The 15,202-nt window shown below is 75.3% G+C and carries 9 protein-coding genes; 2 read left to right on the top strand and 7 right to left on the bottom strand.

All coding sequences use genetic code 11. The features are described from left to right. Positions 1 to 5: 5 nt before the first annotated feature. The 3 genes from CD790_RS28680 to ftsE all read right to left on the bottom strand — a co-directional run bounded on the left by CD790_RS28680 (position 6) and on the right by ftsE (position 2,993). Complete coding sequence (locus CD790_RS28680; RefSeq protein ID WP_144386282.1) at positions 6 to 1,316, bottom strand: S41 family peptidase; 1,311 nt, start codon at positions 1,314 to 1,316, stop codon at positions 6 to 8. Between the two features lie 66 nt (positions 1,317 to 1,382). Further along, a complete protein-coding gene (gene ftsX, locus CD790_RS28675; RefSeq protein WP_144386281.1) occupies positions 1,383 to 2,294 on the bottom strand; it encodes a permease-like cell division protein FtsX in 912 nt (303 codons plus the stop codon). A gap of 9 nt (positions 2,295 to 2,303) precedes the next feature. Then, positions 2,304 to 2,993 carry a cell division ATP-binding protein FtsE gene (gene ftsE, locus CD790_RS28670; protein WP_144386280.1) on the bottom strand — a complete coding sequence of 230 codons (690 nt, stop codon included), beginning with the start codon at positions 2,991 to 2,993 and terminating at the stop codon, positions 2,304 to 2,306. A gap of 356 nt (positions 2,994 to 3,349) precedes the next feature. Between ftsE and CD790_RS28665 the strand changes: the two genes are divergently transcribed. Beyond that, on the top strand, positions 3,350 to 3,538 hold the full coding sequence (locus tag CD790_RS28665) for a hypothetical protein (RefSeq protein WP_144386279.1): 189 nt from the start codon (positions 3,350 to 3,352) through the stop codon (positions 3,536 to 3,538). Positions 3,539 to 3,687: 149 nt separating this feature from the next. On the opposite strand, the gene CD790_RS28660 is transcribed toward CD790_RS28665, so the two are convergent. The 4 genes from CD790_RS28660 to CD790_RS28645 all read right to left on the bottom strand — a co-directional run bounded on the left by CD790_RS28660 (position 3,688) and on the right by CD790_RS28645 (position 9,793). Further along, a complete protein-coding gene (locus CD790_RS28660; RefSeq protein WP_144386278.1) occupies positions 3,688 to 4,485 on the bottom strand; it encodes a PT domain-containing protein in 798 nt (265 codons plus the stop codon). A gap of 287 nt (positions 4,486 to 4,772) precedes the next feature. Next, complete coding sequence (prfB, locus tag CD790_RS28655) at positions 4,773 to 5,879, bottom strand: peptide chain release factor 2 (protein ID WP_144386277.1); 1,107 nt, start codon at positions 5,877 to 5,879, stop codon at positions 4,773 to 4,775. 422 nt (positions 5,880 to 6,301) lie between these two features. Beyond that, entirely contained in the window at positions 6,302 to 7,675 is a 1,374-nt protein-coding gene (locus tag CD790_RS28650) for a serine/threonine-protein kinase (RefSeq protein WP_144386276.1), read from the bottom strand. A gap of 291 nt (positions 7,676 to 7,966) precedes the next feature. After that, positions 7,967 to 9,793, bottom strand: coding sequence for a serine/threonine-protein kinase (locus CD790_RS28645; protein WP_144386275.1), 1,827 nt, complete (start codon positions 9,791 to 9,793; stop codon positions 7,967 to 7,969). Between the two features lie 532 nt (positions 9,794 to 10,325). On the opposite strand from CD790_RS28645, the gene CD790_RS36290 reads away from it, so the two are divergent. Continuing rightward, a complete protein-coding gene (locus CD790_RS36290; protein WP_260867959.1) occupies positions 10,326 to 15,161 on the top strand; it encodes an FHA domain-containing protein in 4,836 nt (1,611 codons plus the stop codon). Positions 15,162 to 15,202 lie beyond the last annotated feature (41 nt).

Genomic DNA, 15,202 nt, shown 5'->3' with positions numbered 1-15,202 from the left:
TCGCACTAGGACCGGGTACCGAGGCCACTCAATACCGTGCGCGCCCGCCGCTCCGCCTCGTCCGCCCCGGCGGACCCGGCCCCGCCCGCGCCCCCGCCCCCGACCTCCAGGTCCGGGGTGATGCCGGTGCCGTCCACGCTGCGCCCGGAGGGCGTCTTGTAGTGGCCGACGGTCAGCTCCGCGACCGAGCCGTCGGGCAGTTCGCTGGGCATCTGGACCGAGCCCTTGCCGAAGGTCCGGCTGCCGACGACGACCGCGCGGCGGCGGTCCTGGAGCGCCCCGGCGAGCAGCTCGGCGGCGCTCATGGTGCCGCCGTCGACCAGCACCACCACCGGGGTGCGGGTGTCGCCGCCGGGCTCGGCGTTGAGCGCGTGCTGGGCGCCCCGGACGTCGTAGGTGGCGACCAGGCCGCCGTCGAGGAAGGCGGAGGCGGCGGCGACGGCCTCGGTGACCAGGCCGCCGGAGTTGCCGCGCAGGTCGAGCAGGATGCCATCGCCGCGCGGGGTGGCGCGCACCGCGCGGCGCACCTCCGCGCCGGCGCCCTTGGTGAAGGACTCCACGCGCACCCGGGTGGTGCCGGGGCGCCGGCCGGTGAGGCGGTCGACGGTCACCGACTCGGTGCTCAGCCTCGCCCGGCGCAGCGTCTGTGACCAGCGCCGCTCGCCGCGCTCCAGACCGAGCACCACCGGGGTGCCGGCTCCCTGGTCCGACCGGCCGGCGGCACGGTCGCTGTCGCCGCGCAGCCGGGCGACCACCTCGGTGACCGGGCGGCCGGTGGCCCGGGTGCCGTCGACAGTGCGGATCCGGTCGCCGGCGCGCAGGCCGGCCCGGGCCGCCGGGGAACCGGGCTGGACCCGATCGACCTCGATCCGGCCGTCGGCGCCGCGCCGCGCGGCCAGCCCCACGCCCACGTAGCGCCCGTCCAGGTGCTGAAGGAGCCCCTGGTACTCGCGGGCGGTGTAGACCGAGCCCCAGCGGTCGCCGCTGCGGCTGACGTACTCCCGCGCGGCGGCGGGGCCGGACTTGCCGTGCTGCTCGGCCGCCGCGGCGGCGGCCGCCACCTCGTACGCGTCCAGCGGGGCGGAGCCGCCCCGGGGGCTGAGCCCGGAGCCGGGCCGGCCGGTGCCCGCGGACCGGCCGGCGTGCGCGGCGGGCCGCTCGGCCGCCGGACCCGCGGACGGCTTCCGGCCGTTCTGCGGGGGGCCGGCTAAGGTGCCGGTCGCCGCCCCGGTCGCCAGGACGCCCGCGAAGACCAATGTCAGGGCGGCCCCGCGGCGAATGCGGCGGGGCCGGACGAACAACCACGGGCCCGACATGCCGGTGAGTCTAGGCCACCGACGGGCGCCACAAGGGAGGTTGACCCAGGGCGCCCTGGGCGAATGTCACACCTTGAGGTACTTGCGCAGGGCGAAGAAGGCCGCGAGCGCGGGCATCAGCAGACCCACGGCGAGCACCAGCGGAAGCTTCGCCAGTACCGCGTCCCAGCCGATGAAGTTGATGACCTCTATCCGCCCGGCCAGCCAGCCCTCGACCAGGAACTGCTGTCCGCAGACGAGCAGGACGCAGGCGAAGACGGCGCCCATGAGGCCCGCGATGGCGGCCTCCATGATGAACGGCATCTGGATGTAGAAGCTGGAGGCGCCGACCAGCCGCATGATCCCGGTCTCCCGTCGACGGCTGAACGCCGACACCCGCACGGTGTTGACGATCAGCATCAGGGCGACGATGAGCATCAGCCCCATCACGCCGAGCGCGGCGAAGTTCATGCCGTTGAGGAGGTTGAACAGGTTGTCCACGGTCTGCCGTTGGTCGGTGACCTCCTGGACTCCCGCGCGGGAGGCGAAGGCGCTGGAGATCACCCGGTAGCGCTCGGGGTCCTTCAGCTTGATCCGGAACGACTCCTGCATCTGGTCCGGGGTCAGCGAACTGGCCAGCGGGGAGTCGCCGAACTGCTCCTTGTAGTGCTTGTACGCCTCTTCACTCGTCTCGAACTGGACGGACTCGACGATCTTCATCCGCTCCAGCTCCGAGCGGATCTCCTTCTTCTGCTCGTCGGTGACCGCGCCCTTCGCGCAGTTGGGCGTGGTCTCCTTGTCGTTCTTGTTGCAGAGGAAGATCGAGACGTTGACCTTGTCGTACCAGTAGCCCTTCATGGTGCTGACCTGCTCGCGCATGAGCAGCGACCCGCCGAAGAGGGCGAGCGAGAGGGCGACGGAGACGATCACCGCGAAGGTCATCGTGAGATTGCGACGGAGACCGACGCCGATCTCCGACAGGACGAACTGGGCGCGCATGGCGTCCTTTCAGTGCTGGTAGCCGTAGACGCCGCGGGACTGGTCGCGTACGAGTCGGCCCTTCTCAAGTTCGATCACGCGCTTGCGCATCTGGTCCACGATCTGCTGGTCGTGGGTGGCCATGACGACCGTGGTCCCGGTCCGGTTGATCCGGTCCAGGAGCTTCATGATGCCGACCGAGGTGTGCGGGTCGAGGTTGCCGGTCGGTTCGTCGGCGATGAGCAGCATCGGCCGGTTGACGAACGCCCGCGCGATGGCGACACGCTGCTGCTCACCACCGGACAGCTCACCCGGCATCCGGTCCTGCTTGCCGCCGAGGCCGACGAGTTCGAGCACCTCGGGCACGGTCTTTCGGATCGCGGCGCGCGGCTTGCCGATCACCTCCAGCGCGAAGGCGACGTTCTCGCCGACGGTCTTGTTGGGGAGCAGCCGGAAGTCCTGGAAGACGGTGCCCAACTGGCGGCGCATCTGGGGGACCTTCCAGTTGGACAGTCGCGCGAGGTCCTTGCCCAGCACATGGACCGCCCCATGGCTGGCGCGCTCCTCGCGGAGGATCAGCCGCAGGAAGGTGGACTTACCCGAACCCGAAGATCCCACCAGGAAGACGAACTCGCCTTTTTCGATCTCAAGCGAGACGTCTCTCAGAGCGGGGCGGTTCTGCTTGGGGTAGGACTTGGAGACGTTGTCGAATCGGATCACTTAACGCACCACGGTCGACCTGGACAGGGAGTAGACGAGCGCCGCCGCGGCGGCGCCCGCCGGTGTGCGTGACCATACGCGAACCGCGAGCGAGCGCGCAGTCGTCGCTCCGCCTTGGTGCGTTTATTCACGGCACATCGGGGGACAAACCGGGGACAATGCGGCTGGCGACCGTCCTGTAGGCCCCCGGGAATGCCACAGACACGGTACAGACCCAGTACGGAGCGGGCACGGAATCCTGCGGGGCGCGCCGAACCGGGCGGGAGCTGGCACAGTGGATGGGGGAACCAACACCAGACCGTGGGCGTTGACCCTGTCGAACCAGCGGCTCCGCCGCGCGGGAGTGAGGAGAGCGCATGACGTATGACAGGCTCGTCTGCGCCAACTGCGCGAGCCCCGTCAGTGAGGGGCGCTGCCCGGTCTGCCGGGCCAGCAGGGAGCGAATGCAGCACGAGGGGCCGTTCGCCGGTCTGACGCCGGCGACGCTGATAGCGCTGATGCTGGCGCTGATCACCGTGGCGCTGCTGGCGCACCAGGTCGCGTAGCGCGAGCGCGCCTCTACGCATCGTTCACTCCGACCGGACACCGACGTCACCCGTTTCACGCCATGCGCAACCCGAAGGGGCCCTGAGCGCCCATGCGCTCGGGGCCCCTCCGCTTGCCGGTCTGCCGCCGGCTAGCCGTCCAGCGTGGCTCAGGCGGCCGCGCCGGTGCGGTTCATCAGCCGCGGCATAAGCCGGAAGCCGACGCCGCCCGCGATCATCGTCGCCGAGCCGACCAGCAGGAACATGGTTCCGGAGGCACCGGTCTCGGCGAGCTCCTCCTTGGCCTTGCCCTGCTGCACCGGCCTGCTGGCCACGGTGTCGGTGCTGGTGTTGTCCGTGCAGTCCGCGCCGTCGAGGTCCACGGTGCAGGTGTTGGCGTCGTCGTCGCCGTTGCCACCGCCACCGCCGGGGTTGGTGGTCGCGTCACCGGTGGGCTGGCCGGTCGGCTGACCCGTCGGCTGGCCGGTCGGCTGGCCGGTGGGCTGGCCGGTCGGCTGACCCGTGGGCTGACCGGTCGGCTGACCAGTCGGCTGTCCGGTCGGCTGGCCGGTCGGCTGACCCGTGGGCTGACCGGTCGGCTGACCAGTCGGCTGGCCGGTCGGCTGCCCGGTGGGCTGACCCGTCGGCGCGGTCGGGATGGTCGTCGGCGCGGTCGGGATGGTCGTCGGCTCGGTCGGAACCGGAGTCGTCGGCTCATCGGTGGGCTCGGGCTCACCCGTGGGCTCACCGGTCGGGATCACCGTCGGGTCGTCGGTGGGGTCGACCTTCGCGGTCTTGGCCCCGATCTCCACGCTCTTGTCGTCGGCGCTCCCCTTCACCTCGACGCCGGCGACGTTGACGTCCATGCCGGCGGCGGAGGCGGCACCGGCGGCGGTCAGCGACGCACCGGCCGCGATCACCGCCCCGGCCGCGATCCGTGCGACGCGCAGCCGCGTCTTCTTCGTCATTGCCTGCTACCCCCAGTAGCTGTACACGTATACGGAGCAGCTATGCACGGGGCGCGGACGCCGCGGGGTGCTGAGTTACGGACCCGGCCTGATGAGGCGGTCCGTGAGCCCCCGGTTCACATGCGCCCCAGACATACGCATGCCGGCGCCAGCTTTCCCAGTTTCCCCAGGACCGTCAAGGGCATTGCGTACGATATGTCCGCTATGCAGGCGTTTCACCACTTAGTCGGGTACGGGACTGTAACGAAACTCGAATTGAGCGACCGTCAGCAGCCCCGTCGCGACGGCTACTTCTCCTGCTGCTTGCGCCAACGGATGCCGGCCTCCAGGAAGCCGTCGATCTCGCCGTCGAGCACGGCCTGCGGGTTGCCGACCTCGTGCTCGGTGCGCAGGTCCTTCACCATCTGGTAGGGGTGCAGCACGTAGGAACGCATCTGGTTGCCCCAGGAGCTGCCGCCGTCGCCCTTCAGGGCGTCCATCTTGGCCCGCTCCTCCTGGCGCTGGCGCTCCAGGAGCTTGGCCTGCAGCACGTTCATGGCCGTGGCCTTGTTCTGGATCTGCGAGCGCTCGTTCTGACAGGAGACGACGATGCCGGTGGGGATGTGCGTCAGACGGACCGCGGAGTCCGTCGTGTTGACGCCCTGGCCGCCGGGGCCCGAGGAGCGGTAGACGTCGACGCGCAGGTCGGACTCGTCGATGTCGACGTGGTCGGTCTGCTCGACCACGGGCAGCACCTCGACGCCGGCGAAGGACGTCTGGCGGCGGCCCTGGTTGTCGAACGGCGAGATGCGCACCAGGCGGTGGGTGCCCTGCTCCACGGAGAGCGTGCCGTAGGCGTACGGGGACTGCACGGCGAAGGTGGTCGACTTGATGCCGGCCTCCTCCGCGTACGAGGTCTCGTAGACCTCGGTCTTGTAGCCGTGACGCTCGGCCCAGCGCAGATACATCCGCTGGAGCTGCTCGGCGAAGTCGGCGGCGTCGACGCCACCGGCCTCGGCGCGGATGTTCACCAGCGCCTCACGCGCGTCGTACTCGCCCGAGAGGAGGGTGCGCACCTCCATCTCGTCCACGGCCTTGCGCACCGCCTCCAGCTCGGCGGCGGCCTCGGCGCGGGCGTCCGCGTCGTCCTCGGCGTCGGCGAGCTCGAAGAGCACCTCGAGGTCGTCGATCCGGGCGCGCAGCTCCTCGGTCCGGCGCAGATGCCCCTGGAGGTAGGAGAGCTTGCTGGTGATCTTCTGCGCGTTCTCCGGGTCGTCCCACAGGGACGGGGCCGCCGCCTGCTCCTCGAGCACGGCGATGTCGGCCCTCATCTTGTCCAGATTGAGGACCGCCTCGATCGACCCCATGGTGGAGGAGAGGGACTTCAGCTCTTCGGATACATCGACGACTGCCACGCCACCAGCGTAACGGCTGCGGCCGAGTACCTGTCCCGCCCCTGCGGCCGTCCCGCCCGCCCCGTCCCTGCCCACGACCGGGCTCGACCCCGCCATGCCCGCCGTGGCCTGCGACGTTTCTCTCCGACCGCCCCCACCGGCGTCGCCGTCTCGGCTAGCCGCGCAGGGCACCGCCGGGCTTCAGCGGGGGGCTGCCGGACTCCAGCGGGGGGGCTGCCGCGGCGAGGTGGGGGCGCGACGGCGGGAGGGGACGGGGAGGGGTGCCTCCGGGGCACTGACGCGTGATGTGTGGGCAAAGAGGGAGCACCATCACGGTTCGGAGTCGTCGCCCGTAAATCATGCCGCCCCGGAGGCACCCCGGACCGGAACCGACCCACCACCGACCAGCCCCCACCCCCACTCCCCAGGCCCCAGGCCCCAGGTCACGGCCGGGCCGCGCCGCCCGGTTCCTCCGGGGCCGAGTGCTCGGTGGTGCGCTTCTGCGGGGTCTCGGCATCGCCCCCGTCGTCGCCGAGGACCAGCCAGGTGCCGATGCCCGCGACGGCGGCCACGGCGGTCGCGGCGACGCCGAGCCGGATACGGCGGCGGCGCACCGCCTCGGAGACGGCGCGGTTGCGGGCCGAGCCGGCGCGCGGGTGACCGGCGACCCGGGGCGCGCGGGCGGTCCCGTGCGCGCCGCCGGCCAGCTCCTCGGGCCCCGGCACCCGCATGCTGGTGTGCGTGTCGCGATTGGAGTCGGAGACCGCTCCCGGGACCAGCGGCACCGCCCCTCGCCGCCGCGCCGGCCCGCCGTCCGGGTCGGTGGCCTGGCGGGGCACGGGCGCGCCCTCGTACGGGTCGTGGCCGCCCTCCGCCGCGGGTGCCTCATCCTCCGGCTCGTCTATGTCCAGCGGCGGATAGCCGGCCAGGCTGGGCAGCAGCTCGCGCAGCCGGGTCGCGAGCTCGGAGGCGCGCAACCGGGAGGCGGGTGCCTTGGCGAGGCACTGGACGAGCAGCTGCCACAGCTCGTCCGAGATGCCGGGCAGCGGCGCGACGGTCTCGGTGACATGCCGCCGCAGCACCGCCCCGGGGTGCCCGCCGCCGAACGGCGTGAAGCCGGCCAGCAGCTCGTACAACACGGTGGCCAGCGCGTACACGTCCACGCTGGCGCGCGGCGGGAGCCCCTCGACGATCTCCGGAGCGAGGTAGTCGGGGGTGCCGATGACCCGGTGGTGATGGCCGGCGCCGTCGCGGTGCGCGGCGGATCGGCCCTGGCCGCCGCCGGACCCGGCGGCGGCCTGCTGGACGCGGGCGTGGCGCGGCGCGTCGACGAGGCGCGCGATGCCGAAGTCGGTGAGCAGGGCCGGGTGGGAGCCGCCCGGGCCGAGCGGACCCTGCATGTCCAGCAGGACGTTCTCCGGCTTCACGTCGCGGTGGACGATCCCGGCGGCGTGCGCCGCGGCCAGGCCGTCGGCGACGTCGGCGACGATCGCGACGGCCGCCTCGGGGGCGAGCCGACGCTCGCGGTCCAGCCGGGTGCGCAGGTCCGTGCCGCGCACCAGGTCCATGACGAGCGCGAGGTCGTTGCCGTCGACGACCAGGTCCCGCACGCCGACGACACGTGGATGGTCCAGGCTCAGGAGCGCGGCGCGCTCCTGCACGAACCGACCGACCAGTTCCTGGTCGGAGGCGAGGTCCTCGCGCAGCAACTTGATGGCGACCGGGCCCTCGGGACCCTCGCCCAGCCACACCGTGCCGGCGCTGCCCCGACCCAGGACCTGGTTGGCGGTGTACCGGCTGCCGATCTTCCGTGACAAGACTGCTCCGACTCCTCCGACAGGGGCACGTTGGCGACAAAACTACGCGGCTGTGACCCCGTCAGGGGCCCCAGTCGGTGCCAAGTGTCACTTCTGCGGCGGAAAACACCCTTCGGTTGTCGACAAATCCCCTAGGCCACGGCGCTCGAGACGCGCCGAGCCACGCTGGGGAGCATGCCCGGGGCAGAGCCCCGAACCAGCCGCGAACGCGTCCTCAGCACAGCCGACAAAACGCCCCCGGGGATCGCTCAAGGCGACCCCCGGGGGCGTTCTCACAGTCCGTCAGCAGGGCTACTTGCCGGAGCCGCTGAGTTCGGAGACCCAGTCCGAGACCTTCGAGATCAGATCCGTGGTCGCGTCCCAGAAGCTCTTGCCGTCGGCGATCCAGTCCTGCAGCGGCGTGAGCTCCCAGACCAGCCAGGCGCCCACGATGAAGATCACGATCACGAACAGACAGCCCTTGAGGCAGCCCAGGCCCGGGATCCGCATCGGGTTGGCACTGCGGCGCGGCTCCCGGCGCGGCGCGGGCTGCGGCGGCTGGGGCTGCTGCGGCGGCGCGTACGGCTGCGGCTGCTGCGGCGGGGCGTACGGAGCCGGAGCCGGGGCCGGACGCTGCTGGGCGTACGGCGGCGGCTGCGGCTGCCGGTGCTGCGGGGCCTGCGGCGGGTGCCGGTACTCGGGCGGCTGCGGCGGCGCGTACGACTGCTGCGGCTGCTGCGGGGGCTGCTGGCGGCGCGGCGGCTGCTGGCCCGGCCCGGGCTGCCGCCCGTACTGCTGGGGCTGCGGCTGGTGCGGCTGGGGCTGCTGCGGCGCCGGGCGGCGCTGCGGGCGGCGGCGCAGCGGGTCCTCGCTCGGGTCGAGGTACTGCACCTGGGTCTGGTCGTTGCGGTCGCGCGCCGCGCGCATCTGGTTCTGCCAGGGGTGCGGGTCGTCGCCCGGGCCCTGGTCGGGCCCCGGCGGCACGGGCGGCATCGCCCGGGTCGGGTCCCCGGCGCCGGCCGGGCCGGAGCCGGCGGACATGACGCGGGTGGGGTCGGCGTCGCCGCCCGGGCCACCCGGCCCACCGGGGCTGTTCGGTCCGCCGGTCTGGGGCAGCACGCTGGTGGCCGCGCCCGGGTCGAAGCCGCCGGGCGCGTTGGTGGGCAGCACCTGGGTGGCGTCGGCGGCCCCCGCCGGCTCGCCGTCCGGCACCGGGGCGGGCGAGGGGTCGGGGGCGAGCAGCGCGGCGACGCCCAGGGCGGCCTCGGCCTGCGCGGGGGTGGCGTGCACGCCGACACCCTCGGCGACCACGCGCAGCGCGCGGGCCAGGTTCTCCGCGCTGGGCCGCTCCTCGGGGCGCTTGCGCAGGCAGCGCTCGATGACCGTCCACAGCGGCTCGGGCGCGGTGGTGGGGCGCCGCGGCTCCTCGCTCAGGTGCCGGTGCAGCACCTCCAGCGCGGTGTTGCCGGCGAACGGCGGGCGGCCGGTGATCAGCTCGTAGAGCAGGATGCCGGCGCCGTAGATGTCGACGGCGGAGGTCTGCGGGCGGCCTTCCGCGGACTCCGGCGCGATGTACGCCGGGGTGCCGACGAACTCGTGGGTGCGGGTGAGCCCCGGGGAGTCGGCCAGCCGCGCGATGCCGAAGTCGGTGAGCATCGGGTGCATCTGCTCGCCGGCGCCGGTGCCGGCCAGCAGGACGTTGGCGGGCTTCAGGTCGCGGTGCACCACGCCGTCGGCGTGGCTGGCGGCCAGCGCGTCGGCGATCTGCGCGGTCAGCAGCGCGGCCGCGACCGGGGTGAAGGGCCCGTTCTCGCGCAGGTACCGGTGCAGGTCGGGGCCGTCGACCAGGTCCATGACGAGGGCGAGCAGATCACCCTCGACCACCAGGTCGCGGGTGCGGACGATGTTGGGGTGGGTGAGCCGGAGCAGCACGGACCGCTCGCGCAGGAAGCGCATCACGATCTCGGGGTCGTTCGCGAGCTCCTCCTTGAGGACCTTGATCGCGACGGTCTCACCGGGCTGTCCGGGCACGGCGGCCTCGGCGCCCGCCACCTCGCGTTGGTGGCCTCGCCAGACGGTGCCCGTGGCGCCGCGTCCGAGCGGCTCCTCCAGGAGGTACTTGCTGCCTACCGGCCGCACGTCATGCGCTCCCTGATCGTGGTCAAGTTCGGTGTTGCGCGGTCTCGGACCGTCCGCCCCACTCTAGTGCCGCCGTACGGGATCATGGGCGGCCCGCGGCTGGCCCGTGGGTCGCCCGTCCCCACCGGCGCGGGCAGCTGTTCTGCGGTTCTGCCCGGGGAGCCGGCGCGACTCCGAGGGAAGACGCGCGATCCGAACAGATGGTTGCCAACGGTTGCGCCACCTTGGACAGCCGAGAGTCATCAGATGCCAGGAGGCGCCACCACCCGCGCTTCAAGTGGCCAGTTTTGACCAGTGGGGCGACCAATCAAGATCATGTAGCGACGGTCGCCGGGCGAAGTGTCCGTGGCAGGTGCGAGGATGCACCCAGCACGGACGCGGGGAAGCGCACACGGGACCGCGCTCGTGCCGTGTGGTTGTGACGTGCGCGGGCTGTGGACACGCACGTGCTGACATGCCGACGCGCCCGGGGTCGGCGGGGGGACATCGCCGCCCCTGCCGGGTTCGCGGGCAGAAGGGACCGTTGACGGCTATGCGGATCCGGCTGACCGTCCTCGGGCCGCGCCCGGGCCAGACCGCCCCCGCCCCCACCCCCACCTGCGCCGTCGACGTGCTGGTGACCGCCCCGGCCGGCACCCCGCTGGCCTCGGTGGCCAGCGGCCTGGCGACGGCGGTCGCGGCGGCCGGCGCCGATGTCGGCAGCGGGACGCCCGTCCTCTACGCGGGGGCGGAGCGGTTGGACGCGCAGCGCCGGGTGCTCGGCGAACCGCCGCTGGTGGACGGCGCCGTCCTCTCCGTCAACGCCCCGGCCGACACGCCGCACCACGCCCCGGACGAGCCGTCCGCCGACTCCGCGCTGCGGCTGCACGTCGTGGCCGGGCCGGACGCGGGCGGCGTCCATCTGCTGCACGGCGGCCAGGTCCGCGTCGGCCGCTCCGCCGACGCGGACGTGCCGCTGGACGACCCCGACGTCTCGCGGCTGCACTGCGCGGTGAGCGTCACCGACGACGGCCGCGTCACCGTCGCCGATCTGAACTCCACCAACGGCACCTCGCTCGACGGCCGCCCGGTCGGCCCCGGGCCCGTCCCGCTGGCCCCCGACGCCCTGCTGCGCATCGGCGAGTCGGCCCTGCGGCTGCGGCTTCCCTCCGCCGACGCCCCTGACGCTTCCGCCGCCCCCTCCGCGCCCGTGCCGGACGGTGAGGGACGGCTGCGGGTGAGCCCGCGCGGGGACGCGCCGGCGGCGGCCGGCCCGGCCGCCGTCCTGGCCGCCCCGCCCGGGGCGCCCGGCGACCAGGGCGTGATCCCGTACGTGCCGCACGGCGGCCCGTATCCGGTGGACGCCCACCGCACACCCCCGCGCGGGCTGCCGACCCCGGACGGGAGCGGCCACGCCGACCACTGGGGCAGCGGGCTGATCGCCGATCAGGAGGCCGCGGAGCGGGGGACGTCGGCCTACGGGGACGAGTCGGCGGGCCGGTGGGAGCGCGTCGACCACGACCGGGGCGCGTCGCTCCCGGCCCCCCGTCGCCGTGGCATAGGCGCCTGGGCGCGACGGCTCACCGGCGGACGGACGAGCGCGGACCACCCCGCCTCCGGACCGCGGGACGAGACGACGGAAGCGGAGCGGGAGGCCGCGCGGGCGCGGGCGGCGGCCGAGGCGGCGGCCCTCCACCGGCGCTGGCCGGACGCTTCCGACATCCTCATGACCGCGCTCGGCCCCGGACCCCGGCTGTGGGAGCGGGGGCCGGACCATCCGGACGCGCTGACCGTGCGCCTGGGCACCGCCGACCGGCCGGCGGCCGGCGGCTGCACCCTGCCCGGCGTGCCCGTCACCGTCGACCTGCGGCGGTCCGGGGCGTTGGGCCTGGCCGGGCCGCGCGCCCGGCTGGCCGGCCTGGCCCGGTCCGTCATCGCGCAGTTGGCGGCGCTGCACGCCCCCGGCGCCCTGCACCTCGTCCTGATCAGCACCGACCGCACCCGCCCCGGCGAGGAGCGGCTGGCGGAGTGGTCCTGGCTGGGCTGGCTGCCCCAACTGCGCCCGGCACAGGGCCAGGACTGCAGACTGCTGCTGGCCTACGACCGGGAGCAGGCCGCCGCGCGCACCGCCGAACTCGCCCGGCGGCTGGACGACAGCCGGCTGGGGCCGGGCTGGGTGACGGCCACGGCCGCGGCGGTGGCGACCGCGGCGGCCGAGTACTCCGGCCCGTACACGGTGGTGATCGTCGACGGCGACCCCGACTCCCCCGAACTGCGCGAGGACCTCGCCCGGCTGGCGGCGGGCGGCCCCGCCGCCGGGGTGCACCTGATCTGCCTCGCCGAGACGCTGGCGCCCCTCGCCGCGCCCGCCTCCTCCGCCGCGGGTTCCGCCGCCGCGGCCCAGGCGGCCGGCTACGCGGACGCGTGCGCGGCCTCCCCCGTCTTCGCCGCCTGCGATCTCGTCGCCCTGATCACGGGCGATGTGGCGACCTCCGTCCGCGTCGTACGCCCCCGCCGGCCCGAGCGCGCCGTCCCGCACCCGGCCCCCGGCGGTCCGGGCGGCACCGGCGGTCCGGGCGGCACCACCGCGCACGGCACCGGGGCGCTGCACCCGCGGTCGGGCACGCCCGGGGCGGCCGGCGGACCCGGCGCGGCCGTCGCCCACGACCAGCCAGGCCCGGCTGACGCCACGGGCCGACACGGCGCCTACGGCCGGCCCGGCCCGAAGGAGGCGGCCGACGCACCCGAGCAGCCCGGCGCGTACGAACGCCACGGCGCGGCCGAAGCCACCGGCCGGCCCGTCCCGGCCGGCGACCACGACCCGCGCGGCCCGCACGACCTCCCCACCCCGAAGCGGGCGGCCGACGCGCAGGGTCAGCCCGGCGCGTACGAGCGCCCCGGCGCGGCCGGCGCCCACGGCCCGGACCATCACCACCGGACCGGTCCACACGACCGGTCCACCACCGGCCCAGCCGGCGTGTACGACCACCGCGGCACCGCCGCCGCGCAGGGCCGACCGGGCGTAGCCGCCCCCTACGAGCCCGACGGCCCGGGACAGTCCGGCCGCAGCGGCGCCGACGAGCCGCAGGGCGCGCCCGGCTCGGGCTACCGGCACGGCGCGGCCGGCCCCCAGGGCCGACCGAGCGCGTACGAGCGCCCCGGCACCGTCGGCGCGCACCCTCAGCCCGGCGCACCCGGGCAGCCTGGCGCGTACGAGCGTCCCGGCGCGGCCGGCGCCCACGGCCCGGACGACCGGACCGGTGCGCACGACCGGTTCGGCGCCACGGGCACGGCCGGCGGGCCCGGTCGGCCCGAGCCGACCGGTGCGCAGGGCCGCCCGGGTGCGGCCGGCTCCCCCGAACGCCCCGACGCCTCCGGACAGCCTGGTCGGACGGGCGGTCACGAGCCACAGGGCACGCCCGGGACGGGCCACCGGCCCGGCCCCGTAGGAGCCCACAGCACGGTCGGCGCCCACGGCGCCCACGGCACGCCCGGCGCCCACGGCACGCCCGGCACGCGGCATCGGACCGGCGCCGCCGGTCCCTCCGAGCAGCCCGGTGTGGCCGGCGGCGCCCCGGTCCCGCGCGGCGCGTACGACCAGCCCGGCGGGGCCGGCGCGCACGACGTCCCCGGCCGACAGGCCGCGTTCGACCGATCCGGCGCGACGGATCCGGCCGCGGGGTACGGGCACGACCGGTCCGGCGCGACGGGCCCGGCCGCCGGGTACGGGCACGACCGGTCCGGGCCGGACGCGCGGCGGGCGGCCCCGCCGCACGCCGGTGGCTCGACGTACGGGGACGGCGCCGGTTCGACGCTCGGAGGCGCCACCGGCTCACCGTTCGCAGGCGCCACCGGCTCGACCTTCGGAAACGCCACCGGCTCGACCTTCGGAGGCGGCCCGGGCTCACTGTTCACAGGCACCACCGGCGCGCCCTTTCTCGACGTCGGCGAGGAGGCGACCGTGGACGCCGTCTCGGCGGCCTGGGCCGAGCGGTTCGCGCGGGCGCTGGCGCCCTTGCGGCCGGCCGGCGCCGGCGGCCGGGGCGACGGGGGCGCGGGGCGGTCCGAGGAGCAGGCGGCGGCCGCGCTGCCGAGCTCGGCGCGGCTGCTGGACGAGCTGGGGCTGGCGCGGGCGACCCCCGCCTCGCTGTTGGCCCGCTGGGCCGCCGCCGCGGACGAGGTGCCGGTGGGTGGGCGCGCGGTGGCCGTGGTGGGCGCGGGGCCGGACGGCCCGCTCTCCGTGGACCTGGCCGCCGACGGACCGCATCTGCTGGTCAACGGCGCGGCGGGCACCGGGAAGACCGAGCTGCTGCGTTCGCTGGCGGCCTCGCTGGCGGCGGCGGAGCGGCCGGACCGGCTGGGCCTGGTGCTGGTCGACGGCGGCGGGGCGGAGCGCGGCGAGGGGCTGCGGATGTGCCTGGACCTGCCGCATGTCTCCACCTATCTGGCCGCCTCCGACCCGGTGCGGATGCGGGAGTTCGCGCAGGCTCTCGGCACGGAGTTGAAGCGTCGGGCCGAGTTGCTGGGCCCGCTGGACTTCGTCGCCTGGAACGAGCGGCAGGCCGGCGGCGAACGGGTGGTCGCGCAGCGGCAGCCCGCCGACACCGATCGGGCCGCGGCCGCCGCCCCGGCACCCGCCCCGGCACCCGCCCCGGCTCCGGCACCGGCCCCGGCCCCGGCCCCCGCGGGCGCGCCCGACCGGGTGCCCGCGCAGGCCGCCGCCCGCGACGCCTCCGGCGGGGGCCACGGCCGGGGCGCCGCCGATCTCACCTCCACCGGCTCCGTGCGGACGCTCCAGCTGCGCATGCCCACGCCGGTCGCCGGGCTGGCCCGGCTGGTCGTCCTCGTCGACGACTACGACGCGCTGGTGGCGCCCGCGCTCGGCAGCCCCGGCCGCCCGGCCGCCGGCTCGGTCGTCCGGGCGCTGGAGGCCGTGGCGCGGGACGGGGCGCGGCTCGGGGTGCACCTCATAGCCGCGTCCGGCCGCCCGGACCGCACCGCCGATACGGCGGCGGTCGAGCGCGCCGGGCTGTGGATCGGGCTGGAGTCGCCGGCCGGTGCGGAGGCCGTCGACGGGACGGCCGAGGCGGCGGCGCCCGCCGGCGGGGAGGGCGCCCCCGCGCCCACCCCCGGCCGGGGCCGGCTGAGCCGCCCGGACGACGACGTGGCGACCCCGTTCCAGGCGGGCCGGGTGACCGGGCGCATCCCGCGCACCGCCACCCAGCGGCCGACGGTGGTGCCGCTGGACTGGGAGCGGATGGGCGACCCGCCGACCCGCCGGCCGCTGCGCGAGCTGGGCAACGGACCCACCGATCTGGCCCTGCTGGCCAGCGCTCTCCAGCGCGCCGCGCAGTCCGCCGAGGCGCCTCCCGTGCCGCCACTCACGTAACAGCGGACCCGCCGCCACCCCCTGCCTCACGCACCCTCAGC

The organism is Streptomyces sp. SAJ15 (assembly GCF_007595705.1).
Taxonomy (GTDB): domain Bacteria; phylum Actinomycetota; class Actinomycetes; order Streptomycetales; family Streptomycetaceae; genus Streptomyces.
The sequence above is the reverse complement of the archived record's forward strand: the minus strand, read 5'-3'. Positions and strand labels throughout refer to the sequence as shown.

What these genes read in the sequence shown, in the direction of transcription:
- CD790_RS28680 (WP_144386282.1), bottom strand. Translation starts at nt 1,316, where the DNA reads ATGTCGGGCCCGTGGTTGTTCGTCCGGCCCCGCCGCATTCGCCGCGGG.
- CD790_RS28660 (WP_144386278.1), bottom strand. Translation starts at nt 4,485, where the DNA reads ATGACGAAGAAGACGCGGCTGCGCGTCGCACGGATCGCGGCCGGGGCG.
- CD790_RS36290 (WP_260867959.1), top strand. Translation starts at nt 10,326, where the DNA reads ATGCGGATCCGGCTGACCGTCCTCGGGCCGCGCCCGGGCCAGACCGCC.
- ftsX (WP_144386281.1), bottom strand. Translation starts at nt 2,294, where the DNA reads ATGCGCGCCCAGTTCGTCCTGTCGGAGATCGGCGTCGGTCTCCGTCGC.
- CD790_RS28665 (WP_144386279.1), top strand. Translation starts at nt 3,350, where the DNA reads ATGACGTATGACAGGCTCGTCTGCGCCAACTGCGCGAGCCCCGTCAGT.